We start from the raw sequence: 25,648 nt of genomic DNA, 5'->3' as shown, positions 1-25,648 counted from the left end.
TGGCGCACGAATCCGATGCAAGCCACCACGATAACCCTGCCTTCCTTCCGTTTCGCCTTCGGCGGATGGAGTGCGCTTGCCCTGGCGGCGCTGGTCATTGCCGTCCTGGCGGCGGCACCCATCGCCAGCGTCTGGGCCAACCTGTTCGCCGGCGGCACCGGCGACACCTGGGCGCACCTGGCGGCCACCGTGCTGCCGGAGTACGTCGCCAACACCCTGTGGCTATGCCTCGGCGTGGGTTGCGGCGTCATCGCCGTCGGCGTTCCAACCGCTTGGCTGGTCACGATGCACGAGTTTCCCGGCCGGCGCCTCTTCGAGTGGGCGCTGGTGCTGCCGCTGGCCGTGCCGGCATACGTCATGGCGTATACCTACACGGACCTGCTGCAGTTCGTCGGCCCGCTGCAGAGCGGATTGCGCGAGAGCTTCGGCTGGCAGAGGGGGGATTACTGGTTCCCCGACGTGCGCACGCTCGGCGGCGCTGTCGTCATGTTCACCTTTGTCCTCTACCCCTACGTCTACCTGCTTGCCCGCACGGCTTTCATGGAGCGCGCGAGCGGCATGCTGGAGGTCGGCCGCTCGCTCGGCCTGGGTGCCTGGGGCAGTTTCTTCCGTATCTCGCTGCCGCTGGCAAGGCCGGCCATCGCGGCGGGTACCGCGCTGGCCCTGATGGAGACGCTGGCGGACTACGGCACGGTGGCCTATTTCGCCGTGCAGACCTTTACGACCGGTATCTACCGCGCCTGGTTCTCGCTGGGCGACCGGGCCGCCGCCGCCCAGCTTTCCGTGGCGCTGCTGGGTTTCGTCGTGCTGGTGCTGCTGCTCGAGCGCATGAGCCGCGGGCGGGCGCGCTTCCACAATACGACCGGGCGCAACCGCCCGCATCCCGGACGCCGCCTGTCCGGCGCCCGGGCCGCAGGCGCGTTGCTTGCCTGTGTCCTGCCGCTGCTTCTGGGGTTTCTTCTGCCGGCCGGCTTGCTGCTGAAAATGGCGCTGAGCGAAGGTGACGCGCAGTTCGGCGTGCGCTTCGCGCAACTGGCCGGCAACAGTTTCACGCTGGCGTCGCTGACCGCGCTGCTGGCGGTCGGGTTTGCCCTGCTGCTGGCCTACGCTGCGCGAATGTCCCGCTCTCGCTGGCCGCAATTGTTGAACCGTTTCGTCGGCTTGGGCTATGCCGTGCCGGGCTCGGTGATCGCCGTCGGCGTGCTGATTCCGGTGACGAGGCTGGACAACTGGCTGGCCGGATGGATTGCCTCCTGGTCGGGCGCAAATCCCGGCCTGCTGCTCACCGGCGGGATTGCAGCGCTGGTCTACGCCTATCTTGTGCGCTTCCTTGCCATTGCCCTGCAGACAGTGGAGGCAAGCCTCGGCAAGATCACGCCGAGCATGGATGACGCCGCCCGTTCATTGGGCCTGGGGCAGGGCGCCACGCTCCGGCGGGTGCATCTGCCGCTGCTGAGCGGCAGCCTCCTGACGGCCGGCCTGCTGGTGTTCGTGGATGTGATGAAGGAATTGCCCGCGACGCTGGTGATGCGCCCATTCAATTACGATACGCTGGCGACGCAAGCCTATACGCTGGCGTCGGACGAAAGACTGGCGGAAGCTTCGACGGCCGCCTTGGCGATTGTCGCTGTCGGCGTCCTGCCATTGATTGCGGTGTCGCGGCAGATCGCGAAAGGTAAAACGGCGCAGGGGTGCTAGGAGGCTAGCCCCAGATCACCCGCCAACCCTTGCGCTCGATGTAGCGGGATACCTCGTGGTAGGGCTTGCCGATCATCCAGTGCAAGACCGGTCCGGCGCTGATGCAGGTCCACTTCGAACCCCGCTTGCGCCACAAGGCTTCGTCGTGGAAATTCGGTGCCGTCACCTTCATGACCTTGCCGTGAGCCGTTGCCGCCATGGCCAATCTCCATGTTGTCCTTGTGATCGTATTAACGACTGAGATTGTTGCCGGCATGAGTCGGTTCTAGGCTTTTCCTCCTAAAATTTTTCAATCGGCTCAGTGGGTTGTGCTTACATCGGCATGTAAACAGGAGGTTACCCGGCGAGCTTCAAGTCGTTTCCGAAATGAAAAAAAACCGGGCGCCGTCAGCGCCCGGTCTCCTTGTAGGACGGATTCCTACCGCCAGCCGGCGCGGTCGAATACCTTCTGGGCCAGGGCGGTGTTTTTGGACAGCGTGCCGACGTTGAGGCTGTCGGACTTGAAGGCGCCGAGCGACTCCAGCGCCGGGTTTTTTGCATTGACGCTCTTCACGGCAGGCCACTCGTTGTTGCCGTTGGCGAAATAGGCCTGCGCCTCGTCGCTGGCCAGGTATTCGAGGAACTTCACGGCGGCCTCCTTGTGCGGCGCGGTTTTCAGCATGCCGCCGCCGGAGACGTTGATGTGCGTGCCGAAGTTCTTCTGGTTGGGCCAGATCACGCCGACTTTCTCCATGGCTTTCTTGTCCGCCTCCTTGTCCGAGCGGAGCAGGCGGGCGATGTAATAGGAATTGGAGATCGCAACGCCGCATTCGCCGGCGGATACCGCCTTGATCTGGTCAGTGTCGCCGCCTTTCGGCGCACGGGCGAAATTGGCCACCAGGCCCCTGGCCCATTCCTCGGTCTTCTGCTCGCCCAGATGGTGGATCAGGGCCGAGCCGAGCGAGAGATTGTAGGGGTGGGCGCCGGAACGCACGCAGACCTTGCCCTTCAGTTTCGGGCTGGCGAGATCTTCGTAGTTCTGCACGTCGGCCGGGTTGATCGAAGCCTTGTTGTAGATGATGACGCGGGCGCGGGTCGAGAAGGCGAACCAGTCGCGGGAACGCAGGTTGTCGGGGATGCGTTCCTCCAGCGTTTTCGATTTCACCGGGGCGAACAGTCCCAGCGCGTCGGCCTGGGCGAGGCGTGCGGCGTCGACCGTGATGAAGACGTCGGCCGGGCTGTTGGCGCCTTCGTTTTTGATGCGCTCGAGCAGTTCGTCTTCCTTGCCCTCGATGCGGTTGATCTTGATGCCCGTCTGCCGGGTGAAGTTCTCATAGAGCGCTTCATCCGTCTGATAGTGGCGTGCCGAATAGAGATTGAGCGCCTTTTCCTGGGAGAGTGCAGGCAGGGCGCCGGCGGACGCAAGCAGAAACAGGCCTAGGCGTATCGATTTCATGACGGCTCCGTTGAACGAATTTGTATGGGCTGGATCCTATCAAAGATATTAAACGAATGCAAATCATTCGCATTAACAGTAATAATAAGGAGGCGCTGGCCGGCCTGTACATCGGGGTGGGACTTGGGAGAACTAGTTTGACGAAGGCGGGGTGCCGGCTGCCGCGATCCTGCGGGCGCCGTTGAAGCGTCGTGTCCAATAGCGCTGGCGCATGTCTTCCACCCGCACTTCCCCGCCCGAGGCGGGCGCATGCACGAAACGGTGTTCGCCCAGATAGATGCCGACGTGGGAGAAGCCCCGGCGCAGAGTGTTGAAGAACACCAGATCCCCGGGCTGCAGTTCGTCCTGATGCACGGTTTCCCCGATTCGGCTCATGTCGCGGGAGGTCCGGGGCAACACCAGCCCCAGGCTTTCCCGGAAAACATGGCGAACGAGGCCGCTGCAATCGAACCCGGTTTCAGGGGACTCGCCTCCGCGCCGATAATTGACTCCGACGAAAGTCAGGGCGCGCAACACCAGCTCCTGGGCATTCGTGGCATAGCGGCCAAACAATGTCTCCTCCCGCTGCTCGTTGTAGACATGCTCCGAGGCGAAGGAGGGAGAGGCCAGGGCCAGCAAACTCAAGCCGAAGGCAATCTTTCGAAAATTCATGGATTTGACTATAGATGGCGAGTCTGGCTTTGTAAAGCGGATTATGCGTTTCGACTTGAAGAACAAGGGGCAGCCTTATGACGGATAAAGAGAAATTGCAATGCAATTGGGTATAATCGATTCAATTCCCGAAAGCCTCGCCACTGGCGCGTAATACGACAGGAGATCCCCATGAGTCCGTTCAAGGCCTATCTGATCGACCAGAAAGAGGGCAAGACCGTTGCCGGTTTCACCGACTTCCAAGAAGACCGGCTCGACAAAGGGGAGGTGACGATCAAGGTCGCCTATTCCAGCGTGAACTACAAGGATGCCCTGGCCGCCACCGGCGCCGGGCGGATCATCCGCCGCTATCCCTGCATCGGCGGCATCGACATGGCCGGCACCGTTGCGAAAAGCACGGACGCCCGCTTCAAGGAGGGCGACCAGGTCATCGCCACCAGCTACGACATCGGCGTGGCGCATCATGGCGGCTATGCCGGGTACGGCCGCGTGCCGGCCGACTGGGTGGTGCCCTTGCCCAAGGGCATGTCCCTGTTCGAGTCGATGGCGCTGGGCACGGCCGGCTACACTGCCGCCCTGGGTGTGGTGCGCATGGAGGAGAACGGCCTGCAGCCGGCCAACGGCAGGGTCATCGTCAGCGGCGCCACCGGCGGCGTCGGCAGCATCGCCATCGACATCCTGGCCCGGCTGGGCTATGAAGTCGTTGCGCTCACCGGCAAGGAAAGCCAGGCGGATTACCTGAAGGGGCTGGGTGCGAAGGAAGTGATGCTGCGCGCCAGTCTCGATCTTTCCAAGATCAAGCCGCTCGACAAGACCTTGTGGGCGGGTGCCGTGGACAATCTCGGCGGCGACGTGCTGGCCTGGATCGCCAGCACCATGCAGCAGAACGGCGTCATCGCCAGCATCGGCCTGGCCGCGAGCATGAGCCTGAACACCACCGTGGCGCCCTTCATCCTGCGCGGTGCGAGTCTGCTCGGCATCGATTCCGGCTACACCGCCATGCCGCTGCGCCGCAAAGTATGGGAGCGCCTCGCCGGCGACATGCGTCCGGCGCACCTGGCCGGCATGACGCGCACCGTCAAGCTGGCCGACCTGCCGCCGGTTTTCGACGAGTTCATCAAGGGCCAGGCGCACGGGCGCGTCGTGGTCGATTGCGCCGGCTGATTCTTCTGCAATGAGCGAGACAGCCGCACCCGCCCTGCCGCGCGTGCTCATCGTCGACGATTCGCGCATGGTGCGCGCGACCATCGTCAAGCACATCAAGGGGCGGTTCGATCCGCGGGAAGAAGGCGACGGGGAGGCCGGCTGGCAGACGCTGATGCTGGATCCGTCCATCCAGGTGCTGATCTCCGATCTCACCATGCCGAAGCTCGACGGCTACGGCCTGCTCAAGCGCGTGCGTGAGTCGAACATCGCCCGCATCCGCGAGATGCCGGTCATCATGATTTCCGGCGACGAGGATGAGTCCGCACGCAATCGGGCCAAGGAAAACGGTGCGACGGATTTCATTACCAAGGGCATTGGCACCGTCGAACTGGTCTCGCGCCTCGAAGCCCTGGTCAAATTGGCGCAGACGCAAAGCGAGCTCGAGGCCATGGCCAAGCAGGTCATGGTCGACCCGGAATCCGGGCTTCCCACCGGGGAATACCTCAAGCAGCAGGGCCGGCAGGCGCTGGCGCTGGCGCAGCGGCACGGCGGCGAGATCAGTGTCATCGTCGTGGAGATCGATGACTTCGATGCCTTTGTCGGCAAGCTGGGTCGCGCCATCGGCGACCAACTCATCCGGCAGTTTCGGGCTGTGCTCTCCAAACGGGTGCGGCTGGAAGATACGGTTTCGCAGACCGGCCCGGCGCAGTTCACGGTGGTCTGCCCCGGCATCGGGCTCGAGGATGCCCGCGCCTTCGCCAACCGGCTGGACCAGACCATCCGCAATGCAACGATCAGCTATCGCGGCGAGCGCGTCGAGGTCCGGCTGAAGTTCGGCTTCGCCAACAGCAGGGACGATGAATGGCAGACCATGACCCATCTCCTGCAACTGGCCGAGGGGAGGGCCGTGCAGGAAGAGGAAATCGCAGCCGAGCCGATCGCGCCCGAAGCGATCGAGGAGGCTCCGCTGCCCGGCCTGGGGATCGAGGACGCCATGGCCTTGCTGCATTCGGGCGATGCGGAGGGCATCAAGCCGCATCTGGCGGCGATCGCCGCCCAGCTCATGCCGCTGCTCAAGCTCATCGATGCCGAACTCAAGCTCGGCATCGATGCGGAAAACGCCGAAGCCAGGCTGAAGAATCTCGGCTGAGACGGTCCAGCCCTCAGCCCCTCACCACCGGAATCTTGCCGATCCGCGCCTGCCACTCCAGTGGGCCGGTCTGGTGCACCGAGTTACCCTTCGAATCGACCGCTACCGTGACCGGCATGTCCTTCACCTCGAACTCGTAGATCGCCTCCATGCCGAGGTCGGCGAACGCCGCCACGCGCGCGGCGCGGATGGCCTTCGAGACCAGGTAGGCGGCGCCGCCGACGGCCATCAAGTAGACCGCCCGGTTGTCGCGGATCGCCTCGATGGCGGCGGGCCCGCGTTCCGCCTTGCCGACCATGCCGAGCAGGCCCGTCTGCTCGAGCATCTGGCGGGTGAACTTGTCCATGCGGGTGGCGGTGGTCGGGCCGGCCGGTCCGACGACCTCGTCGCGCACCGGATCGACCGGGCCGACGTAGTAGATGAAGCGGTTGGTGAAGTCCACCGGCAGCTTCTCGCCCTTGTTCAGCATGTCGACCATGCGCTTGTGGGCGGCGTCGCGTCCCGTGAGCAGCTTGCCGTTGAGGAGGAGGACGTCGCCCGGTTGCCAGCTGGCAACTTCTTCACGCGTGACCTTGTCGAGGTCGACGCGCTTGCCCTTGCTGGCGTCGTAGGTGATTTGCGGCCAGTCGGCCAGGCTGGGCGGGTCGAGTTTCGCCGGTCCGGAGCCGTCGAGATGGAAGTGGGCATGGCGGGTGGCCGCGCAGTTGGGAATCATCGCCACCGGCAGGGACGCCGCGTGCGTCGGGTAATCGAGGATCTTGACGTCGAGCACGGTGGTGAGGCCACCGAGTCCCTGGGCGCCGATGCCGAGGGCGTTGACCTTTTCATACAGCTCCAGGCGCAGTTCCTCGATGCGGTTGAGTTTTTCACCCTTTTGGCCGCGCGCGATCAGTTCGTGCATGTCCACCGGTGCCATCAGCGACTCCTTGGCCAGCAGCATGGCCTTCTCCGGCGTGCCGCCGATGCCTAGCCCAAGGATGCCGGGCGGGCACCAGCCGGCACCCATGGTCGGGACGGTCTTCAGCACCCAGTCGACGATCGAGTCGGAGGGGTTCAGCATGACCATCTTCGACTTGTTCTCCGAGCCGCCGCCCTTGGCCGCGCAGATCACCTCGACGTGGTCGCCCGCCACGATTTCGGTATGCACCACGGCCGGCGTGTTGTCCTTGGAATTGGTGCGGGCGCCGGCCGGATCGAGCAGCACGGAGGCGCGCAGCTTGTTGTCCGGGTTGTTGTAGGCGCGGCGCACGCCCTCGTCGACCATCTCCTGCACGCTCATCGCGGCATCCCAGCGGGCGTTCATGCCGACCTTGAGGAAGACCACGGCAATGCCGGTGTCCTGGCAGATCGGACGGTGGCCCTCGGCGCACATGCGGGAATTGATGAGGATCTGGGCGATGGCGTCCTTGGCGGCCGGGCTCTGCTCGCGCTCGTAGGCGGCGGAAAGCGCCTTGATGTAGTCGGCGGGATGGTAGTAGCTGATGTACTGGAAGGCGTCGGCGATGCTCCGGATGAAGTCTTCCTGGCGGATGGTTGCCATGCAGTGTCCTTTCAATGCTTCTTCGCCATCAGCAGCGAACTGGTCATGATCTTGTCGGTCCAGGCCATGGTCAGCGCCGAGACGAGGAAGGTGACGTGGATCACCACTTGCCAGAGGATGGCCCGGTCCTCCAGATTCCCTGCGTTGATGAAGGTCTTCAGAAGGTGAATCGACGAGATGCTGATGATGGCAGTCGCCAGCTTGATCTTCAGCACGCCGGCGTTGACGTGGGAAAGCCATTCCGGCTGGTCCGGATGGCCTTCCAGGTCCAGGCGGGAGACGAAGGTCTCGTAGCCGCCGATGATGACCATGATCAGCAGGTTGGCGATCATCACGACGTCGATCAGCCCGAGCACGATGAGCATCACGTCGGTATCGGTCAGGCCGCCCACCTTGCCCACCAGGTGGCTCAGTTCGATCATGAATTGATAGACGTAGACACCCTGGGCGATGATGAGCCCGAGATAGAGCGGGGCCTGCAGCCAGCGGCTCCAGAAAATGAAGCCTTCCAATGCCTTGATGGAGCGGGGAGCGGATTTTTGCATGTTTTCGAGAGGGCTTGGAGAATGCAAAATTCTAGCATCCATGCTGCAATGCGGCAGGGGGCGCGAACCGATTTTCGTCCTGTAAGTAGGACGTAAGCTTTTGTCTATAAATTGCATCTTTCGCTAAAATGGGCTGATTCAAGGAAATAATCCGTCCCAACAAGGCCAAGGCGAATTCAGCCCCCGAGGGTGCTTTGCAGGCGGTTTCGCCGCCACATTCCAGTACTAGCTAGATAGAGGAGAGGTCCAGATGTCCACGATCGAATCGGTCTTGAATGAAACCCGCGTTTTCCCGCCGCCCCCCGAGTGCGTCGCCCAGGCGAACGTGTCGGGCATGGATGCCTACCGGGAGCTGTACGCCAAGAGCGAAAAGGACTACCAGGGGTTCTGGGGCAAGATCGCCCGCGACAACCTGATCTGGCACAAGCAGTTCACCAAGGTGCTGGATGAATCCAACGCCCCCTTCTACACCTGGTTCGAGGACGGCGAGATCAACGTTTCCTACAACTGCCTCGACCGGCACCTGGAATCGAAACCCCACAAGACGGCCATCATCTTCGAGGCCGACAACGGCCAGGTCACCAAGATCACCTACAAGGAGCTCTATCACCGCGTCTGCCGCTTCGCCAACGGGCTGAAGAAGCTGGGCGTGCAGAAGGGCGACCGCGTGCTTATCTACCTGCCGATGTCGATCGAGGCGGTGGTGGCCATGCAGGCCTGCGCCCGCATCGGCGCGATCCACTCCGTGGTGTTCGGCGGCTTCTCGGCGAAGAGCGTGCAGGAGCGCATCATCGATGCCAAGGCCCGGCTGGTCATCACGGCCGACGGCCAGTACCGCGGCGGCAAGGAAATGGCGCTCAAGCCGGCCGTCGACGAGGCGCTCGGCATGGGGGGCTGCGGTTCCATCGAGAAGGTCATCGTCTACAAGCGCACCGGCGGCGAGGTGACCTGGAACGCCGCGCACGACATCTGGTGGCATGAACTGGAGGAGGGCCTGGCCGACGAGTGCCCGCCGACCTTTGTCGGCGCCGAGCATCCGCTGTTCATCCTTTACACTTCCGGCTCGACCGGCAAGCCGAAGGGCGTGCAGCATTCCAGCGGCGGCTATCTGCTGGGCGCGGTCATGAGCATGAAGTGGGTGTTCGACATCAAGTCGAACGACGTCTTCTGGTGCACGGCGGACGTCGGCTGGGTCACCGGCCACACCTATGTGACCTATGGCCCGCTGGCGATGGGCGCCACCGAAGTGATCTTCGAGGGCGTGCCGACCTATCCGGACGCCGGCCGCTTCTGGCGCATGATCCAGGACCACAAAGTCAGCATCTTCTATACGGCGCCGACGGCGATCCGCTCGCTGATCAAGGCCGGCGCCGACCTGCCGAAGAACTACAACCTGTCCAGCCTGCGCATCCTCGGCACGGTGGGCGAGCCGATCAACCCGGAAGCCTGGATGTGGTACCACAACACCGTCGGCGGCGGACGCTGCCCGATCGTCGATACCTGGTGGCAGACCGAGACCGGCGGCCACATGATTTCCCCGCTGCCGGGCGCCACGCCCACCAAGCCGGGTTCGTGCACGCTGCCGCTGCCGGGCATCATGGCCGCCATCGTCGACGAGACCGGCGCCGACGTCGAACTGGGCAAGGGCGGCTTCCTCGTCATCAAGAAGCCGTGGCCGTCGATGATTCGCAACATCTGGGGCGATCCCGATCGCTTCAAGAAGTCCTACTATCCGGACGATTTCGGCGGCAAGTACTACCTGGCCGGCGACGGCGCCAACCGCGACCTGGACGGCTATTTCTGGATCATGGGCCGCATCGACGACGTGCTCAACGTCTCCGGCCACCGCCTCGGCACGATGGAAATCGAGTCGGCGCTGGTGGCGCACCCGCTGGTGGCGGAAGCCGCCGTGGTGGGACGGCCCGACGATCTGACCGGCGAGGCGGTGTGCGCCTTCGTCGTGCTCAAGCAGGCGCGTCCGTCGGGCGCCGATGCCAAGAAGATCGCCGATGCGCTGCGCGTGCATGTCGCCAAGGAGATCGGCGCGCTCGCCAAGCCGAAGGACATCCGCTTCGGCGACAACCTGCCGAAGACGCGCTCCGGCAAGATCATGCGCCGCCTGCTGCGCTCCATCGCCAAGGGGGAGGAGATCACCCAGGACATCACCACCCTGGAGAACCCCGCCATCCTCCAGCAGCTGAAGGAGCCGGCGGCCTGAGCGCGGATGCGCATCAATCCAAAAGGGCGCTGCGGCGCCCTTTTTTTTGCCTCGCCGAATGGGTTGCAGGGGCGCACGCTATAATCGAAGCGGCATCGACGCCGGATATGCGTCAGGGGGGAGAGCCATGAATCGCGCCATCATCACGGGCCAGCGCCTGGCGGCGGTATTCCTGCTGGGCTGCGTGCTGTTCAACTATCCGCTGATTGCCCTCTTCAACAAGCCGGGCGAGCTGTTCGACATCCCGCTCCTCTATCTCTACCTGTTCGTGGTCTGGGCGATCCTGATCGGGCTGATGGCCCTGGCCATCGAACGCCGCAGGGACTAGGGGCCGGCGATGCTCCAGGGCTGGGTGATCGCGAGCGTCTCCTTCGCCTACCTGGGGGTGCTGTTCGCCATCGCCTACTTCGGCGACAAGCGCGCCGACGCCGGGCGCTCGGTGATCGCCAATCCGACGATCTACGCGCTGTCTCTGGCGGTGTACTGCACGACGTGGACCTTCTACGGCAGCGTCGGCCGCGCCGCCTCGACCGGCATCGGCTTCCTGCCCATCTACCTCGGGCCGACGCTGATGGCCGGCCTGTGGTGGTTCGTCATGCTGAAGATCATCCGCATCAGCAAGGCCAATCGCATCACCTCCATCGCCGACTTCGTTTCCTCGCGCTACGGCAAGAGCCAACTGCTCGGCGGCCTCGTCACCGTGATTGCGGTCATCGGCATCATTCCCTACATATCCCTGCAGCTGAAGGCGGTGTCCAACAGCTTCACCATCCTGCTGCATTACCCCGAGATCGTCATGCCGGCGCGGGCGGGGGCGCAGCCGCTGCTGCAGGACAGCGCGCTCTACATCGCCATGATCCTGGCGGCGTTCACCATCCTGTTCGGCACGCGGCATCTCGACGCCACGGAGCGGCACGAGGGCATGGTGGCGGCGATCGCCTTCGAGTCCCTGGTCAAGCTGCTGGCCTTCGTCGCCGTCGGCGCCTTCGTCACCTTCGGCATCTACAACGGCTTCGGCGACATCTTCGACCGGGCCGAGGCGGTGCCGAAGCTGAAATCGCTGATGACGGTGGCGGACAACGGCGCCAGCTACGGCAGCTGGTGGTCGCTGACCTTTCTCTCCATGCTGTCCATCATGTTCCTGCCGCGGCAGTTCCAGATCGCCGTGGTGGAAAACGTGAACGAGCGCCACCTGGCACGGGCGATCTGGCTGTTTCCGCTTTATCTCATCCTCATCAACATCTTCGTCCTGCCCATCGCCGTCGGCGGCATGCTGCATTTTCCGGACGGCAGCGTCGACGCCGACACCTTCGTGCTGACCTTGCCGATGGCCGAGCGCCAGGAGGCCCTCGCGCTGTTCGTCTTCATCGGCGGCCTGTCCGCCGCCACCGGCATGGTCATCGTCGAGACCATCGCCTTGTCGACCATGGTCTGCAACGACCTGGTGATGCCGGTGCTGCTGCGCTGGAAGGCCCTGCGGCTGCAGGAAGAGCAGGACCTTTCGTGGCTGCTGCTGTCCATCCGCCGCTGGGCCATCGCCGTCATCCTGCTGTTGGGGTACATCTACTTCCGTGCCGCCGGCGAGGCCTATGCGCTGGTCGGCATCGGCCTCATCTCCTTCGCCGCCGTGGCGCAGTTCGCGCCGGCGATTTTCGGCGGCATCTACTGGAAGGGCGGCACCCGGCAGGGCGCCATCGCCGGGCTGCTGGCCGGCTTTGCCGTGTGGATCTACACCCTGTTGCTGCCGTCCTTCGCCAAGTCGGGATGGTTGTCGCTGGATTTCATCAGCGAAGGCCTGTTCGGCGTCGCGCTGCTCAGGCCGCAGCAGTTGTTCGGCCTGGCCGGCCTCGACGAGATCTCCCACAGCCTGTTCTGGAGCATGCTGGCGAATATCGGCTGCTATGTCGCCGTCTCGTTGCGCAAGCGGCCGGACGTGGTGGAAACCAGCCAGGGCACGCTGTTCGTGGATGTGTTCCGGCATACCGAAGGCGCCGAGCGCTCGCGCTTCTGGCGCGGCAGCGCCCAGGTGCAGGACCTCCTGCCGCTGATCGGCCGTTTCCTCGGCCCGGAGCGGGCGCGCGAGGCGTTTCTCGCCTATGCCCGCCGGCGCGGCCTGGCCTCGCTCGATCAGTTGCAGGCGAACGCCGACCTGGTGCATTACGCCGAAACCCTGCTGGCGGGCGCCATCGGCGGCGCGTCCGCGCGGGTGATGGTGGCGTCGGTCGTGAAGGAGGAGCCGCTCGGCATCGACGAGGTCATGAACATCCTCGACGAGGCCTCGCAGGTGCGCGCCTATTCGCGCCAGCTCGAGCAGAAATCGCGCGAGCTGGAGGCGGCGACCGCCGAGCTGCGCGCGGCCAACGAGCGGCTGAAGGAACTCGACCGCATGAAGGACGATTTCATGTCGACTGTGACGCACGAGCTGCGCACGCCGCTGACGTCGATTCGCGCCTTTTCGGAAATCCTGCTGGAAGACCCGAAGACCAACCTGGCCAACCGCAGGAAATTCCTGGCCATCATCGTCAAGGAAACCGAGCGCCTGACCCGGCTCATCAACCAGGTGCTCGACATGGCCAAGATCGAGTCGGGCAATGCGGAATGGCATACTGCCGACATCGACCTGCACGAGGTCATCGAGGAATCGCTGGCCGCCACCTCCTCGCTGTTCGGCGACAAGCGGATCCGGCTGGAGAAACGGCTCGCCGAGGGCGTGCCTCGCGTAAGGGCGGATCGCGATCGTTTGATTCAGGTCATGCTGAACCTGCTGGCGAATGCGGTCAAATTCTGCGATGAGGACCGGGGTTGCGTGACGGTGCGGCTGTCGGCCGGCTCCGATGCGGTGCGGGTCGATGTCGAGGACAACGGCCCGGGCATCGCCGAGGCGGACCAGCACACGATTTTCGAGAAGTTCCGCCAGGTCGGCGACACGATGACTGCCAAGCCGCAGGGCACCGGACTCGGCCTGCCGATCAGCCGGCAGATCATCGAGCATTTCGGCGGGCGGTTGTGGGTGGAAAGCAGTTCTGGCAGGGGCGCGACATTTTCATTTATCCTGCCACTGAACAGGGAAGGCATGGGCCAGGAGGAGAGAGCGGAAAAATGACGAAACGGATACTGATCGTCGACGACGAGCCGAACATCGTGGTTTCACTTGAGTTCCTCATGAAGCGGGAAGGCTTCGAGGTGGCCGTTGCGTCGGACGGGGAGGCGGCGCTCAGATCGGTCGAGGAAAGCAGGCCCGACCTGGTGCTGCTGGACATCATGCTGCCGAAGAAGAACGGCTTCGAGGTGTGCCAGACGATCCGTGCCAATCCCGCCTGGCAATCGGTGAAGATCGTGATGCTGACGGCCAAGGGGCGCGACACCGAAGTCGCCAAGGGCACCGCCCTGGGCGCGGATGCCTACATGACCAAGCCATTCTCGACCAAGGATCTGATCGCCCAGGTAAGGCAGATACTCGGCGAATCCTGAGACCTTTCATGGCGGCGCAATCCGGCAAGCTCAAGCTCGCGCTCATCCTGGGCAGCGTCTATCTCCTGCTTGTGCTGCTGTTCAGCGCGCTCGGCACGGTCCTGTGGGCCGACATGAAGGAGGCCGAACGCCAGGCTTTCCTGGCCATCCTGCAGCCGCGCATCGAGCTGTCGATCCTGATCATCCTGATGACCTGGTTCGTGCTCGGCCTCATCGTGCACGCCGTCTACCGGGCCTATGCGCTGGCGCCGCTGGCGCTGCGCGAGCAGGCGCTGGTCATGGTCAACGCCAATCCCGGATTGCGCCTGCAGGAACTGGGGGCGCCGGAAATCAGGACCCTGGCCCAGGTGGTCAACGCCCTGGCCGAGCAGCGCGAATCCCTGCAGCGCGACGTCGAGGGCAGGATACGGGAGGCCAAGGCCTCCATCGAGGAGGAAAAGAACCGGCTGGCGGCCCTCATGTCGGAGCTGACGCAGAGCGTCGTGGTCTGCAACCTCGACGGCCGCATCCTCCTCTACAACAACCGCGCCCGGCTGCAGTTCAAGGCGCTGGCAGGCGAAAGTCAGTCTGCGCAGGACGGCGTCCTGATCGGGCTGGGGCGCTCGATCTTCGCCATCCTCGAGCGCAACCTGATCACCCACGCGCTGGAGAACATCCAGCAGCGCCTGGCGCGCGGCAGCCAGCAGCCGACGGCCAACTTCGTCACCGCCAGTCGTGCCGGACAGCTGATCCGCGTGCAGATGGCGCCGGTGCTCGGGGCGGCACGGGACGGCGGGGCGGAGAGAGAGCGCAGCATCGCCGGCTACGTCCTCATGCTGGACAACATCACGCGAAATTTCGAGATGGAGAGCCGGCGCGACGCCCTGCTGCAGTCCCTCACCGAGGGCAGCCGCGCCTCGCTCGGCAACATCCGCGCCGCCGTCGAGAACCTGCTCGATTACCCCGACATGGACGTCGGACAGCGCGACCGCTTCGTCGGCATCGTCCGCGACGAGGTGGCGGCGATGGGCCAGCGGCTCGACCAGACCGTCAACGAATTCTCCGACGCCCTCAAGGCGCGCTGGCCGCTCGAGGACATGCTGGGCGAGGACTTCATCGCGGCGGCGCAGCGGCGCATCGAGAAGAAGCTGGGCCTGCCGACCAAGCTCGACGAGGTCGCCGAAGGGGTGTGGGTCAAGGTGGACAGCTTTTCGCTGCTGCAGGCGGTGACCTACCTGGCGTCCCGCCTGCATGACGAATACGACATCCGGGAAATCCGCTTCCGCCTCCTGCCGGACGGCCGCCTGGTGCACCTCGACCTGGTCTGGTCAGGCGCCGTGGTCGGCAGCCAGACCCTGCTGGCGTGGGAGATCGATCCGATGAACGTGGCGGGCGAGAACAGTCCGCTCACCCTGCGCGAAGTGATCGAGCGCCACGGCGGCGAGATCTGGTTCGAGCGCGAGAAGGCCTCGCACCGCGCCTTCATCCGCATGCTGCTGCCATCCGCCCTGCCGCAGGAAACCGTCGAGCCCGCGGCGCTGCTGCACGCGGAAAGCCGCCCCGAGTACTACGACTTCAACCTGTTCCGGCAGACCGAGGAAAGCCGCGCCCTCGACGACCGCCTGCTGACCGAACTGACCTACACCGTCTTCGATACCGAGACGACCGGGCTGGAGCCCTCCGCCGGGGACGAGATCATCCAGATCGGCGCGACGCGCATCGTCAACGGCCGCCTCCTCAGGAGCGAATGCATCGACCAGATCGTCGACCCGCGTCGGCCGCTGCGGCCGGAGGGCATCCCCATCCATGGCATTACCGAGGAGATGGTGGCCGGCCAACCGACCATCGGGGAGGTGCTGCCGACCTTTTATGCCTTCAGCGAGGACACCGTGCTGGTCGCGCACAATGCCGCCTTCGACATGCGCTTCCTGCAGCTGAAGGAGGAGGCGACCGGCATCCGCTTCCGCCACCCGGTGCTCGACACGCTGCTGCTCTCCGCGGTGATCCATCCCAACCAGGAGTCGCACAAGCTGGAAGCGATCTGCGCGCGACTCGGCATCAACGTCATCGGCCGCCATACCGCGCTGGGCGACGCCATCGTCACCGGCGAGGTATTCCTCAGGATGATCCCCCTGCTGAACGAAATGGGCATCCGCACCCTGCGCGAGGCGCGCGAGGCGGCGGAGCGCACCTATTACGCCAGAATCAAGTATTGACCCGGACGACACCCATCATGGACGAACCYGCCCACCCATCCGCCAGGAGCGATTTCCAGGCGATGTACAGCCCCCTCGGCAGCTTGATCCGGCGCCAGCCGGTGACCGTGCCGCTGGACGCCACCGTGCGGCAGGCCATCCGCGTGATGGACGAGAAGCGCATCGGCTCGATCATCGTCGCCGACGGCGGAGGCAAGCTGCCCCTGGGGATATTCACCCTGCGCGACCTGCTGCACCGCGTGGCCTTGCCCGGCTGCACCCTCGACCTGCCGATTGCGGCGGTCATGACGGCGGGCGTCATCACCGTCAAGCCGAATACCACCGCCTACCAGGCGGCCCTCATCATGGGCAGCCGCGGCCTGCGCCATTTGCTGGTGGTCGACGACGCGGGCGAACTGATCGGCATCGTCTCCCAGAACGACCTCTTCGCGCTGCAGCGCTCCGGCCTCAACGACGTCACCGGCAACATCCGCGAGGCGAAGGACCTGGCCGCCCTGCAGACCTGCTCGAAGGACATCCGGCGCATGGCCGACACCATGCTCGGGCAGGGCGTCGCCGCCGAACAGCTGACCCACCTCATCTCGACCCTCAACGACCTGCTCACCCTGCGCATCGTCGAGCTGACGCACGACGAATTCGAATTGCCGCAGGTGAAGTGGTGCTGGATCGCGCTCGGATCGGAAGGGCGCTACGAGCAGACGCTGTCCACCGACCAGGACAACGGCATCATCTTCGATGCCGACGGCGGGGAGGCCGGGGAAGTGCGCAAGAGCCTGCTGCCCTTTGCCGAATCGGTGAACCGCAAGCTGGACGCCTGCGGGTTTCCGCTCTGCAAGGGCGGCATCATGGCGGGGAATCCGGAGTGGTGCCTGTCGGAAGAGGAGTGGCGGGGGAAATTCGCACGATGGATCCAGTCGCCCGAGCCGAAGGCGCTCCTCAACGCATCGATCTTCTTCGACTTCCGCCCCTTGTACGGCAACGAGGAACTGTCGCACAGCCTGCGCGACTGGCTGCTGGCTGCCAGCGGCAAGGCCACCCTGTTCCTGCGCCTGATGTCGGAGAACGCGCTGCAGTGCCAGCCGCCGCTGGGCCTGATCCGCGACTTCACCTACGACAACAACAAGGATTTCCCGCACACCATCGACCTCAAGATGCACGGCTCGCGGCCCTTCGTCGATGCCGCCCGCATCTTCTCCCTGGCCTATGGCGTGGATGTCACCAGCACGGCGCAGCGCCTGCGCGGCGCGGCCGAAGCCACCAGCCTGGGGGCGGACGTCGAGGCGATGATCGACGGCTTCTATTTCATCCAGCTGTTGCGCCTGCGCCACCAGCACGGCCTGAACGGCAACGACGCCGGCGCCAACCGCATCGATCCGGACGACCTCAACGAGCTCGACCGCCACATCCTCAAGGAAGCCTTCAAGCAGGCGCGCAAGCTGCAGGACAAGCTGCGGCTGGACTACCGCCTTTAGGTGCGCCGAAAAGTCAGTCGCCCGGGCACGGCGTGCCGGTTCAGAAACTGCCGCCGGTGGCGGCGAAGAGGCGGTCGCGCAGCTGGATCAGGCGCGGGCCGATCTCCTCGAAGATGCGGCTGCGCGTCATCTCGAAGGGCGGGCCGGCGCAGGTGAGGGCGAGGACCTTCGACTGGTCGCGCGAGATCAGCGGCACGGCGACCGAATAGACATCCTTGTTCCACTCGCCGAGCGAGACGCAGAAGCCGTATTTCTGGTATTCGCGCACTGCCTTCTCGAAACTGGCGCGGAAACCTTCCCAGTCCTCCTTGCGCCCGGTCTTGCGGTGCTCCTCCAGCATCGCGGCGCGCGCCGCCTCGGGCAGGCCGCAGTGGTAGGCGCGGCCCAGCGCCGTCATGCCGTAGGGCACGCGCGCGCCGACCTCGAGCCGCATCTGGAAGGTCGGGTTGCCCTGGCAGACCTCGAGGAAGACCATGTGCGGCTGGTCGCGCGCCGCCAGGCAAACCGTGGCGCGGGCGTAGTCGGCGAACTCCTGCATCAGCGGCCGCGCGATGGCGCGGATATCCTGGCTGGCGAGGAAGGAATAGCCCAGCGCGAGCACGCCCACGGAAAGGGAATACTTGCCCGATTCCGGCGAGTAGTTGAGGTAGCCGAGCTGGGTCAGCGTATAGGTCAGGCGCGTGACCGTCGGTTTCGGCAGGTGCGTGCGCTGCGCGATCTCGCTGTTGCCCAGCACCGGATGGCGCGGCGTGAAGGCACGCAGGATGTCGAGGCCGCGCGCCAGCGCCGTGACGAACTGGCGGTCCTTGGCGGCGCGGGGCTTTTCGGCAGGCGTCTTGCGGGCGGTCTTGGCCATGTTGTCCTTCCCTGGTTAGGCTTCCGGCAGGATGACGACCTTGCCCTTCACCTGCCGGTCCAGCAGCCGCTGGATGGCTTCCGGCGCCCGCGCCAGCGGGAACTGCTCGCTGACGACGGGGTTGATCCTTTTCTCGGCGAACCAGGCCATCAGCTGCTTCATGTTGCGGACATGGCCGCGCGGGTCATGGCGCACCGAGTCGCCCCAGTACACGCCGAGCAGCTGGCGTTCCTTGAGCAGCGCCAGGTTGAGCGGGATCTTCGGGATCTCGCCGGCGGCGAAGCCGACGATGAGCAGCCGCCCGCGCCAGGCCATGGCGCGCAGCGCCGATTCGGTGTAGCCGCCGCCGACCGGGTCGTAGACGACATCGACCCCCTTCTCGCCGGTGAGGGCGAGGCTGCGCTTGCGCAGGTCTTCCGTCGCGTAGTTGATCGTCTCGTCGGCGCCGAGCTGACGGCACAGCGCCAGCTTGTCCTCGCTCGAGGCGGCGGCGATGACGCGCGCGCCCATCGCCTTGCCGATCTCCACCGCCGCCGCGCCGACGCCGCCGGCGGCGCCGAGCACCAGCAGCGACTCGCCCGGCTGCAGGCGGCCGCAGTCCTGCAGGGCATGCAGGGAAGTGCCGTAAGTCAGCACCAGCGCGGCCCCCGTGGCGAAGTCCATGTTCTCCGGCAGCGGCATGAGCTTCTCGGCGGCCACGGCGCATTCCTCGGCGAAGCCGCCGGTGCCGGGAAAGCCGATGACGCGGTCGCCGGGCTTGAGGCCCTGCACGCCTTCGCCGACCTCCTTGACCAGGCCGGCCACCTCGGCGCCGGGCGAGAAGGGCAGCGGCGGCTTGACCTGGTAGAGGCCCTGCACCATCAGTGCGTCGGGGAAATTCAGTGCGCTCGCCTTGACGTCGACGACCACCTGGCCGGGGGCGGCCTTCGGCGAGGGGACATCCTGCACGGTCAGGTTTTGCGGCGGGCCATATTCGGCGCAGAGCAGGGCTTTCATCTTGACGTGCCTCTCAGAGCGGGGTCGGGTTGCGGTCCTCGAGGATGTCTTCCATCCTCAGGCGCACGGCCTGCTTGATGCGGGTGTGCGGGATGACATAGAAGCGGTCCGCAGCGACGGCGTCGAAGACCGCATTCGCCATGTCGTCCGCCGTCAGGCGGCCGGACTTCACGGCCTGGTCCATGCGGGCATGGTAGGCGGCGGAGGCGGCCGAGGGCGGTGCGGCCGTGCCGAAGCGTTCCGGCCGGTTGCGCTCCGAGGTGTGGATGGCCGTCGGCACCCAGGCCGGGCAGAGTACCGAGACGCCGATCCTCGCCTGCTGTGCCCGCAGTTCCGTGTACAGCGTTTCCGACAGCGTGACGACGCCGTGCTTGCTGACGTTGTAGGCGGCCATGGCCGGGGTGGACAGCAGGCCGGCGACGGAGGCGGTGTTCACGATGTGGCTCTCGCCGTCCTGCGTCAGCATGCGCGGCACGAAGTGACGGATGGCGTGCACCACGCTCCACAGGTTCACGCCGAGGATCCATTCCCAGTCGGCGGTGGTCAGCTCCCACGACAGCCGCGTCAGGCCGACGCCGGCGTTGTTGCACAGCAGGTGCACGCCGCCGAAACGGTCGAAGGCCGCGTCGGCGAGGGCGGCGATGTCCGCCTCGCGGCTGACGTCGACGCGCCGGGTGCACAGCGCCTCGGCCGCCACCGGCAGGGTCTTCGCCGCCTCGGCGAGCTTCGCCTCGTCGATGTCCGCCAGCACGAGGCGCATGCCTTCGCGCGCCGCCCGCTGCGCCAGGGCGAGGCCGATGCCGCTGGCCGCGCCGGTGATGACCGCCGTCTTGCCCTTCAAATCGTGCATAGTGTCGTTCCGCTAGAATTTGCGGGAAGATAGCATGAAGGCAAGCAAAACGAAACCATCGTTCGCATAGCGAAATCATGACGAGAGAAGCGGATGAAGCGCCCGGCTTTGCAGAGCGGGGCGGCAGCGTGAGCGCAAGCGCATCGGAGATCCCCGACTGCGTCGCCTGCGGCGGCTGCTGCGCCTGGTCGGAAACCTGGCCGGTGCTGATGGGCGAGGGCGACGGCGCCGGCATCCCGGACGACCTGATCGATGTCGAGCAATGGCGCATGCAATCCTGGGGCCATCGCTGCGCGGCGCTGGAGGGCGAGCTCGGCTGCCGGGTGCGATGCACAGTCTATGAGAACCGTCCGCTGGTATGTCGGGAGTTCCAGGCCGGCTCGGACGACTGCCACATGGTGCGGCGCGCGTTGCGCCTCGAGGCGGCCTGAGATGAAGGAATGGTTTCTCTACCTGATCGAATGCCGCGACGGCAGCATCTACACCGGCGTCAGCGTCGATGTCGAGGCGCGCTACGCCGCGCACGCCGCCGGCCGGGGCGCGCGCTACACGCGCTCGCACCCGCCGCTGCGCCTGCTGGGCAGCGTCGCCTTCCCGGACCGCTCCTCGGCACAGAAGGCGGAGCACGAGGTGAAGCAGCTGTCGCCTGGCGCCAAGCGCGCATTCGCCGGCGGCCTCGCCTGCGGCGAGCGTCCCGCCGAGTCGATGCTGGAGGTCTTTCCCGGCCTCTCCATCCCGCTCGACGAGATCGGGCTGCATGCGATTCGCGCGCAGGGGGCGGGCGGCCAGAACGTCAACAAGGTGTCCAGCGCCATCCATCTGCGCTTCGACATCGGCGCGTCCTCGCTGCCCGAGGACTGCAAGGCGCGGCTGCTCGCGCGGGGCGACCAGCGCATCACCGGCGACGGCGTGGTCGTCATCAAGGCGCAGCAGTTCCGCAGCCAGGAGAAGAACCGCGCGGCGGCGCTCGAGCGCCTGCGGGAACTCATAGCCGGCGCCGCCGTCGCACCGCGGGCGCGCAAGCCGACGCGGCCGACGCGCGGCGCGCAGAAGAAACGCCTCGAAGGCAAGACCCGGCGCGGCGCGATCAAGGCGCTGCGCGGCAAGGTCGTCGATTGAGAAAGGAAAACGATCCATGGGAATGATGAGCAGCGTGGTGGTGGCGGACCTGGACGAGGCCGCCGACATCGTCGGATCCGAGCGGCCGGTCGACGACTGGAAGGGCTTCGAGGCGCGCGGCCTCGACATGGCCAAGTTCGCCATGCTGCATGCCCTGCTGTCCGGACAATACTTCGACGAGGCGCAGCGTGACTTCGGCCTGCTGCATGCCGAGTCCGAGGAGGGACCGTGGCTGCTGCGCTTCCCGGCAGCCTCCGTGCGGCGACTGGCCGAGCTTGACGAGGCGGGGCTGGAGGCGGTCGGCGCGGAGCTTGCGGCGACCGAAGACTTCGAGGACGAGGAATGGGCGGTCGAGGACGTGCAGAAGCTCGTCCAGCAGATGGCCGAGCTGGCCGGCATGGCGACGGCGCAGGACAAGGCGGTCTTCCTCTGGATCGTCGCCGACGAATGAAGGGGTTCGCATGAAGCAAATCATCTACGGCGCCGACGGCACGCCGGAGTCCATGCAACTGGCCGAGGGCGAGCGGCCGCAGCCGGGCCCGGGTGACATCCTCATCGAGGTGCAATGCGCCGGCATCAACCGGCCCGACGTGCTGCAACGCTCGGGCCGCTATCCGCCGCCGCCGGGCGCATCAAAGATCCTCGGCCTGGAGGTGGCCGGCACGGTGGCGGCGCTGGGCGAGGGCGTCACGGAATGGAAAGTCAGTCAGCGTGTCGCGGCGCTGGTGCCCGGCGGCGGCTATGCCGAATACTGCACGGCGCCGGCTGCGCATGCCCTGCCGATCCCCGACGGCCTCGATATGGCGCAGGCGGCGGCATTGCCGGAGACCTGGTTTACCGTCTGGGCCAACCTGGTCGATCTGGGACGATTGAAGCAGGGCGAGCGGCTGCTGGTGCATGGCGGCTCCAGCGGCATCGGGCTGACGGCGATCCAGCTTGCGCGCCGCCTCGGCGTCGAGTGCCTCGTCACCGTCGGCAGCGAGGCCAAGGCGCGCTTCTGCCGCGACTTCGGCGCCGATCACGCCCTCAATTACCGCGAGGGCGATTTCGCCGCACGGGTCAAGGAGATCACCGGCGGCGAGGGCGTCGACGTCGTCCTCGACATGGTCGGCGCACCCTACCTGCAGAAGAACCTCTCGCTGCTGCGGCGCGACGGCCGCCTGGTGCTGATCGCCTTCCTCGAGGGCAGCAAGGGCGAGTTCGACCTGATGCCGGTGATGTTGAAGCGCCTCACCGTCACCGGCTCGACCATGCGCCCGCGCACGGTGGCCGAGAAGGCGGAGATCCGTGACGCCCTCCTCAAGAACATCTGGCCGGAGATCGCCGCCGGCCGGCTGCGGCCGCACATCCATGCGACGTTTCCGTTGGCGCAGGCGGGCGAGGCGCACCGCCTGATGGAGAGCAGCGCCCACATCGGCAAGATCGTGCTGCAGGTGAAGCCATGAGCGAACTCCGGATCGACATCGTCTCCGACGTCGTCTGCCCCTGGTGCTTCATCGGCAAGCGGCGCCTCGAGGCCGCCCTGCGCGCATTGAGGCAGGAGCGGCCCGACGTCGTGCCGCGGATACGCTGGCTGCCGTTCTTCCTCAACCCCGACACGTCGGAGGCGGGCGAGCCCTACCGGCCCTTTCTCGAGAGGAAGTTCGGCGGCCCGGAAAAGCTGGCGCAGCTCTGGGCGCAGATTGCGGAGGCCGGGCGCACCGCCGGCATCGACTTCGCCTTCGAGCGCATCGAGACGCGCGCCAACACTCTCAAGGCGCACCGGCTGATCCACCGCATGCAGGCACGCGGCGACGCCGGCGACCTGGTCGAGCGGCTCTTCGCCGCGCAGTTCCTGCACGGCGAGAACGTCGGCGACGCTGCCGTGCTGGCGCGTCTGGCCGCAGAGTGCGGCGAGGATGAAGCGGAAACACTGGCCTACCTGCGTGGCGACGAGGATGCCGCCGCGGTGCGCGCCGGCTTCGAGCGCGCGCAGGGGATGGACATCACCGGCGTGCCGTTCTTCATCCTCGCCGGCCGCTACGGCATCGGCGGCGCGCAGCCGCCCGAACTGATGCTCGGCGCCCTGCGTCAGGCGCTTGCGGCGGGCTAGAGGCGACACGTGTTCATCGGCCACTTCGGCATCGGTTTCGGCGCCAAGGCGGTGGCGCCGCGCGCCTCCCTCGGCACGCTGTTCCTGGCGGCGCAGTTCATCGATCTGCTCTGGCCGACCTTGCTCCTGCTGGGCGTCGAGCGCGTGCGCATCGAACCCGGCACCACGGCGGTGACGCCGCTCGTCTTCGAGCATTACCCGGTGTCGCACAGCCTGCTGGCCGTGGCGGCCTGGGCCCTGCTGCTGGCGCTGGCCTATCGCTTCCTGCGGCAGGATCGGCGCGGCGCGTGGGTCGTCGGCCTGGCCGTGCTCAGCCATTGGCTGCTCGATGCCGTGGTGCACCAACCCGATCTGCCGCTGTATCCGGGCAGCGCCGTCCTGGCGGGACTGACTTTGTGGGATTCCCTGACGGCGACCTTGGCGGTCGAACTGCCGCTCTTCATGGCCGGCGTCTGGTTCTATCTCAGGGCGACGCGACCCCGCGACCGGGTCGGGACATGGGGGCTCGGCGGGCTGGTCGGCCTGCTGCTCGCCATCTACGCCGGCAACCTGGCCGGACCGCCGCCGCCCGACGTCACGGCGATTGCCTGGGTCGGCCAGTTGCAGTGGCTGCTGGTGCTGTGGGCTTACTGGGTGGATGCGCATCGTTGCAACAGGTCCCCGGCCTGGACGCGATAAGGAATAAAAAAAGCTTGATTTATTGCCGAGTTACGGGTTCAATGCCGGTTCGCTCGAACTCAAGCTACAGAATGATGCGGTATGTAACTGCCATTTCGGTTCTGGGTACTCGAACGAACCGTCGGGCAGTCGCCCTTCAATTTTTTTAGGATAGGAAATATGGCAACAGGTACAGTCAAGTGGTTCAACGATGCCAAAGGCTTCGGCTTCATCACCCCGGACAACGGCGGCGAGGATCTCTTCGCGCACTTCTCCGCGATCCAGTCGAGCGGCTTCAAGTCCCTCAAGGAAGGCCAGAAGGTCTCCTATGACGAGGCCACCGGCCCGAAGGGCAAGCAGGCGGCGAACATCAAGCCCCTGTAAGCATCGAGGCAGAATTGAAAAACCCCGGCTTGCCGGGGTTTTTTTTCGCCTGTGAATCCGTGATCAGCCGAACACGATGACGCCGCGCGCGTTCTTGCCCGCGGCGAGGTCGGCGAAGGCCTGCGGCGCTTCGTCGATGGCGTAGGTGCGCGTGATCAGTTCGTCGAGCTTGAGGCGCTTCGCGCGGTAGAGCGCCAGCAGGCGCGGGAAGTCCTCGCGCGGGCGCGCCGAGCCGAAGTAGCTGCCGGTCAGCGTCTTTTCCTCGAAGGTCAGGCTCGCCGTGCGCACGGTGGTGTTGTCCTTCTGCGAGGCGACGCCGACCACCACCGCCGTGCCGCCCTTGCGCAGGCAGCCGTAGGCCTGGGCGGCGATCTCGCCGTAGCCGACGCATTCGAAGGCGTAGTCGGCGCCGCCGCCGGTGATCTTGCGCAGCGCCTTGACGACGTTCTCTTCGGTTTTCGCGTTCAGCACATGCGTGGCGCCGAACGTCCGCGCCATTTCCAGCTTGGCGTCGGCGGTGTCCACCGCCACGATCATCGCCGCGCCGGCGAGGGCGCAGCCCTGGATGGCGTTGAGGCCGACGCCGCCGGCGCCGAATACCACCGTCACCGAGCCGGCCTCCACGCGCGCCGTGTTCACCACCGCGCCGACGCCGGTCATGACGCCGCAACTCACCAGCGCGGCGCGGTCGAGCGGGATGTCCTTGTCGATCTTCACCACGTTGTCGGTGTGCAGGGTGGCGTATTCCGCCATGACGCCGCAGCCGGAAAAGATGTTGAGCGGCCGGCCCTGGAGATCCTTCGTGCGCACCGTGCCGTCGGGCAGGGTATAGGCGGCCTTCGCCGCCTGGTCGCACAGCTGCGGCCGCCCGGTCTGGCAATAGCGGCACTTGCCGCACATGCTGACGAAGGAGCTGACGACGGCGTCGCCGACGGCGATGCCGGTGACGCCTTCGCCGACCTCGACGACGATGCCGGCGCCCTCGTGGCCGAGCACGACCGGCGGCGGGAAGGGGATGGTGCCGGTGGTGACGGAATAGTCGCTGTGGCAGACGCCGCAGGCGGCGAGCCTGATCATGACTTCGCCGCGGCGCGGCGATTCGACCTCGATTTCCTCGACGACGACGGGCTGGTTGATTTCGCGGCAGATGGCTGCCTTGGCGCGCTGTGGCAT

General features: G+C 65.9%; 25 protein-coding genes. 16 read left to right on the top strand and 9 right to left on the bottom strand.

Annotation, left to right across the window (positions count from 1 at the left end; all coding sequences use genetic code 11):
• Positions 1-15 precede the first annotated feature (15 nt).
• On the top strand, positions 16-1,698 hold the full coding sequence (locus tag ROZ00_07045) for an iron ABC transporter permease (protein ID MDT3735962.1): 1,683 nt from the start codon (positions 16-18) through the stop codon (positions 1,696-1,698).
• A 4-nt stretch (positions 1,699-1,702) separates the two neighbouring features.
• Here the strand turns inward: ROZ00_07045 and ROZ00_07040 are convergent, their stop codons facing one another.
• From ROZ00_07040 to ROZ00_07030, 3 genes are all read right to left on the bottom strand, one after another.
• Positions 1,703-1,897, bottom strand: a complete 195-nt coding sequence (locus ROZ00_07040; protein ID MDT3735961.1) for a hypothetical protein — start codon at positions 1,895-1,897, stop codon at positions 1,703-1,705.
• Positions 1,898-2,116: 219 nt separating this feature from the next.
• Complete coding sequence (locus ROZ00_07035) at positions 2,117-3,133, bottom strand: Fe(3+) ABC transporter substrate-binding protein (protein MDT3735960.1); 1,017 nt, start codon at positions 3,131-3,133, stop codon at positions 2,117-2,119.
• Positions 3,134-3,265: 132 nt separating this feature from the next.
• Positions 3,266-3,784 carry a C40 family peptidase gene (locus ROZ00_07030; GenBank protein MDT3735959.1) on the bottom strand — a complete coding sequence of 173 codons (519 nt, stop codon included), beginning with the start codon at positions 3,782-3,784 and terminating at the stop codon, positions 3,266-3,268.
• Between the two features lie 171 nt (positions 3,785-3,955).
• Here ROZ00_07030 and ROZ00_07025 point away from each other — a divergent pair, with 171 nt between their 5' ends.
• Together ROZ00_07025 and ROZ00_07020 are read left to right on the top strand one after the other, a co-directional pair.
• Complete coding sequence (locus ROZ00_07025) at positions 3,956-4,948, top strand: oxidoreductase (GenBank protein ID MDT3735958.1); 993 nt, start codon at positions 3,956-3,958, stop codon at positions 4,946-4,948.
• 10 nt (positions 4,949-4,958) lie between these two features.
• Positions 4,959-6,080, top strand: a complete 1,122-nt coding sequence (locus ROZ00_07020; GenBank protein ID MDT3735957.1) for a diguanylate cyclase — start codon at positions 4,959-4,961, stop codon at positions 6,078-6,080.
• A 13-nt stretch (positions 6,081-6,093) separates the two neighbouring features.
• On the opposite strand, the gene ROZ00_07015 is transcribed toward ROZ00_07020, so the two are convergent.
• Together ROZ00_07015 and ROZ00_07010 are read right to left on the bottom strand one after the other, a co-directional pair.
• Positions 6,094-7,620, bottom strand: a complete 1,527-nt coding sequence (locus ROZ00_07015; protein ID MDT3735956.1) for a fumarate hydratase — start codon at positions 7,618-7,620, stop codon at positions 6,094-6,096.
• 11 nt (positions 7,621-7,631) lie between these two features.
• Entirely contained in the window at positions 7,632-8,165 is a 534-nt protein-coding gene (locus ROZ00_07010) for a TIGR00645 family protein (GenBank protein MDT3735955.1), read from the bottom strand.
• A gap of 250 nt (positions 8,166-8,415) precedes the next feature.
• On the opposite strand from ROZ00_07010, the gene acs reads away from it, so the two are divergent.
• The 6 genes from acs to ROZ00_06980 all read left to right on the top strand — a co-directional run bounded on the left by acs (position 8,416) and on the right by ROZ00_06980 (position 17,521).
• Positions 8,416-10,383 (top strand): acetate--CoA ligase, encoded by a 1,968-nt coding sequence (gene acs / locus ROZ00_07005; GenBank protein ID MDT3735954.1) that lies wholly within the window; start codon positions 8,416-8,418, stop codon positions 10,381-10,383.
• A 127-nt stretch (positions 10,384-10,510) separates the two neighbouring features.
• Positions 10,511-10,711 (top strand): hypothetical protein, encoded by a 201-nt coding sequence (locus tag ROZ00_07000; GenBank protein MDT3735953.1) that lies wholly within the window; start codon positions 10,511-10,513, stop codon positions 10,709-10,711.
• A gap of 9 nt (positions 10,712-10,720) precedes the next feature.
• The gene (locus ROZ00_06995; protein ID MDT3735952.1) at positions 10,721-13,486 is read left to right on the top strand and encodes a sensor histidine kinase; all 2,766 of its coding nucleotides are present in this window, start codon (positions 10,721-10,723) and stop codon (positions 13,484-13,486) included.
• Entirely contained in the window at positions 13,483-13,854 is a 372-nt protein-coding gene (locus tag ROZ00_06990; GenBank protein MDT3735951.1) for a response regulator, read from the top strand. The genes ROZ00_06995 and ROZ00_06990 overlap by 4 nt, the downstream gene beginning before the upstream one ends.
• A gap of 8 nt (positions 13,855-13,862) precedes the next feature.
• Positions 13,863-16,049, top strand: coding sequence for an exonuclease domain-containing protein (locus tag ROZ00_06985; protein ID MDT3735950.1), 2,187 nt, complete (start codon positions 13,863-13,865; stop codon positions 16,047-16,049).
• 17 nt (positions 16,050-16,066) lie between these two features.
• The gene (locus ROZ00_06980) at positions 16,067-17,521 is read left to right on the top strand and encodes a DUF294 nucleotidyltransferase-like domain-containing protein (protein MDT3735949.1); all 1,455 of its coding nucleotides are present in this window, start codon (positions 16,067-16,069) and stop codon (positions 17,519-17,521) included.
• 40 nt (positions 17,522-17,561) lie between these two features.
• Here ROZ00_06980 and ROZ00_06975 read toward each other — a convergent pair whose 3' ends face one another.
• The 3 genes from ROZ00_06975 to ROZ00_06965 are packed head-to-tail and all read right to left on the bottom strand — an operon-like array spanning position 17,562 to position 20,223.
• A complete protein-coding gene (locus tag ROZ00_06975; protein MDT3735948.1) occupies positions 17,562-18,377 on the bottom strand; it encodes an IclR family transcriptional regulator in 816 nt (271 codons plus the stop codon).
• A 15-nt stretch (positions 18,378-18,392) separates the two neighbouring features.
• Complete coding sequence (locus tag ROZ00_06970) at positions 18,393-19,373, bottom strand: NADPH:quinone oxidoreductase family protein (GenBank protein ID MDT3735947.1); 981 nt, start codon at positions 19,371-19,373, stop codon at positions 18,393-18,395.
• Positions 19,374-19,386: 13 nt separating this feature from the next.
• Positions 19,387-20,223, bottom strand: a complete 837-nt coding sequence (locus ROZ00_06965; protein ID MDT3735946.1) for an SDR family NAD(P)-dependent oxidoreductase — start codon at positions 20,221-20,223, stop codon at positions 19,387-19,389.
• Between the two features lie 77 nt (positions 20,224-20,300).
• On the opposite strand from ROZ00_06965, the gene ROZ00_06960 reads away from it, so the two are divergent.
• From ROZ00_06960 to ROZ00_06930, 7 genes are all read left to right on the top strand, one after another.
• Positions 20,301-20,654 (top strand): YkgJ family cysteine cluster protein, encoded by a 354-nt coding sequence (locus ROZ00_06960; protein MDT3735945.1) that lies wholly within the window; start codon positions 20,301-20,303, stop codon positions 20,652-20,654.
• A gap of 1 nt (position 20,655) precedes the next feature.
• Complete coding sequence (arfB, locus tag ROZ00_06955) at positions 20,656-21,342, top strand: alternative ribosome rescue aminoacyl-tRNA hydrolase ArfB (protein MDT3735944.1); 687 nt, start codon at positions 20,656-20,658, stop codon at positions 21,340-21,342.
• A gap of 16 nt (positions 21,343-21,358) precedes the next feature.
• Entirely contained in the window at positions 21,359-21,793 is a 435-nt protein-coding gene (locus tag ROZ00_06950; GenBank protein ID MDT3735943.1) for a hypothetical protein, read from the top strand.
• 10 nt (positions 21,794-21,803) lie between these two features.
• Entirely contained in the window at positions 21,804-22,787 is a 984-nt protein-coding gene (locus ROZ00_06945) for an NAD(P)H-quinone oxidoreductase (protein MDT3735942.1), read from the top strand.
• Positions 22,784-23,434 carry a DsbA family oxidoreductase gene (locus ROZ00_06940; GenBank protein MDT3735941.1) on the top strand — a complete coding sequence of 217 codons (651 nt, stop codon included), beginning with the start codon at positions 22,784-22,786 and terminating at the stop codon, positions 23,432-23,434. Before ROZ00_06945 ends, ROZ00_06940 begins: the two co-directional genes overlap by 4 nt.
• A 9-nt stretch (positions 23,435-23,443) precedes the next feature.
• Entirely contained in the window at positions 23,444-24,112 is a 669-nt protein-coding gene (locus ROZ00_06935; GenBank protein ID MDT3735940.1) for a metal-dependent hydrolase, read from the top strand.
• Positions 24,113-24,271: 159 nt separating this feature from the next.
• Entirely contained in the window at positions 24,272-24,475 is a 204-nt protein-coding gene (locus ROZ00_06930; GenBank protein MDT3735939.1) for a cold-shock protein, read from the top strand.
• Between the two features lie 63 nt (positions 24,476-24,538).
• Here the strand turns inward: ROZ00_06930 and ROZ00_06925 are convergent, their stop codons facing one another.
• Positions 24,539-25,648 carry a Zn-dependent alcohol dehydrogenase gene (locus tag ROZ00_06925; GenBank protein MDT3735938.1) on the bottom strand — a complete coding sequence of 370 codons (1,110 nt, stop codon included), beginning with the start codon at positions 25,646-25,648 and terminating at the stop codon, positions 24,539-24,541.

This window comes from Denitratisoma sp., assembly GCA_032027165.1.
Classification (GTDB): Bacteria; Pseudomonadota; Gammaproteobacteria; order Burkholderiales; family Rhodocyclaceae; genus Desulfobacillus.
Note: the sequence above shows the minus strand (reverse complement) of the source record. Positions and strands in the feature narration are given on the sequence as shown.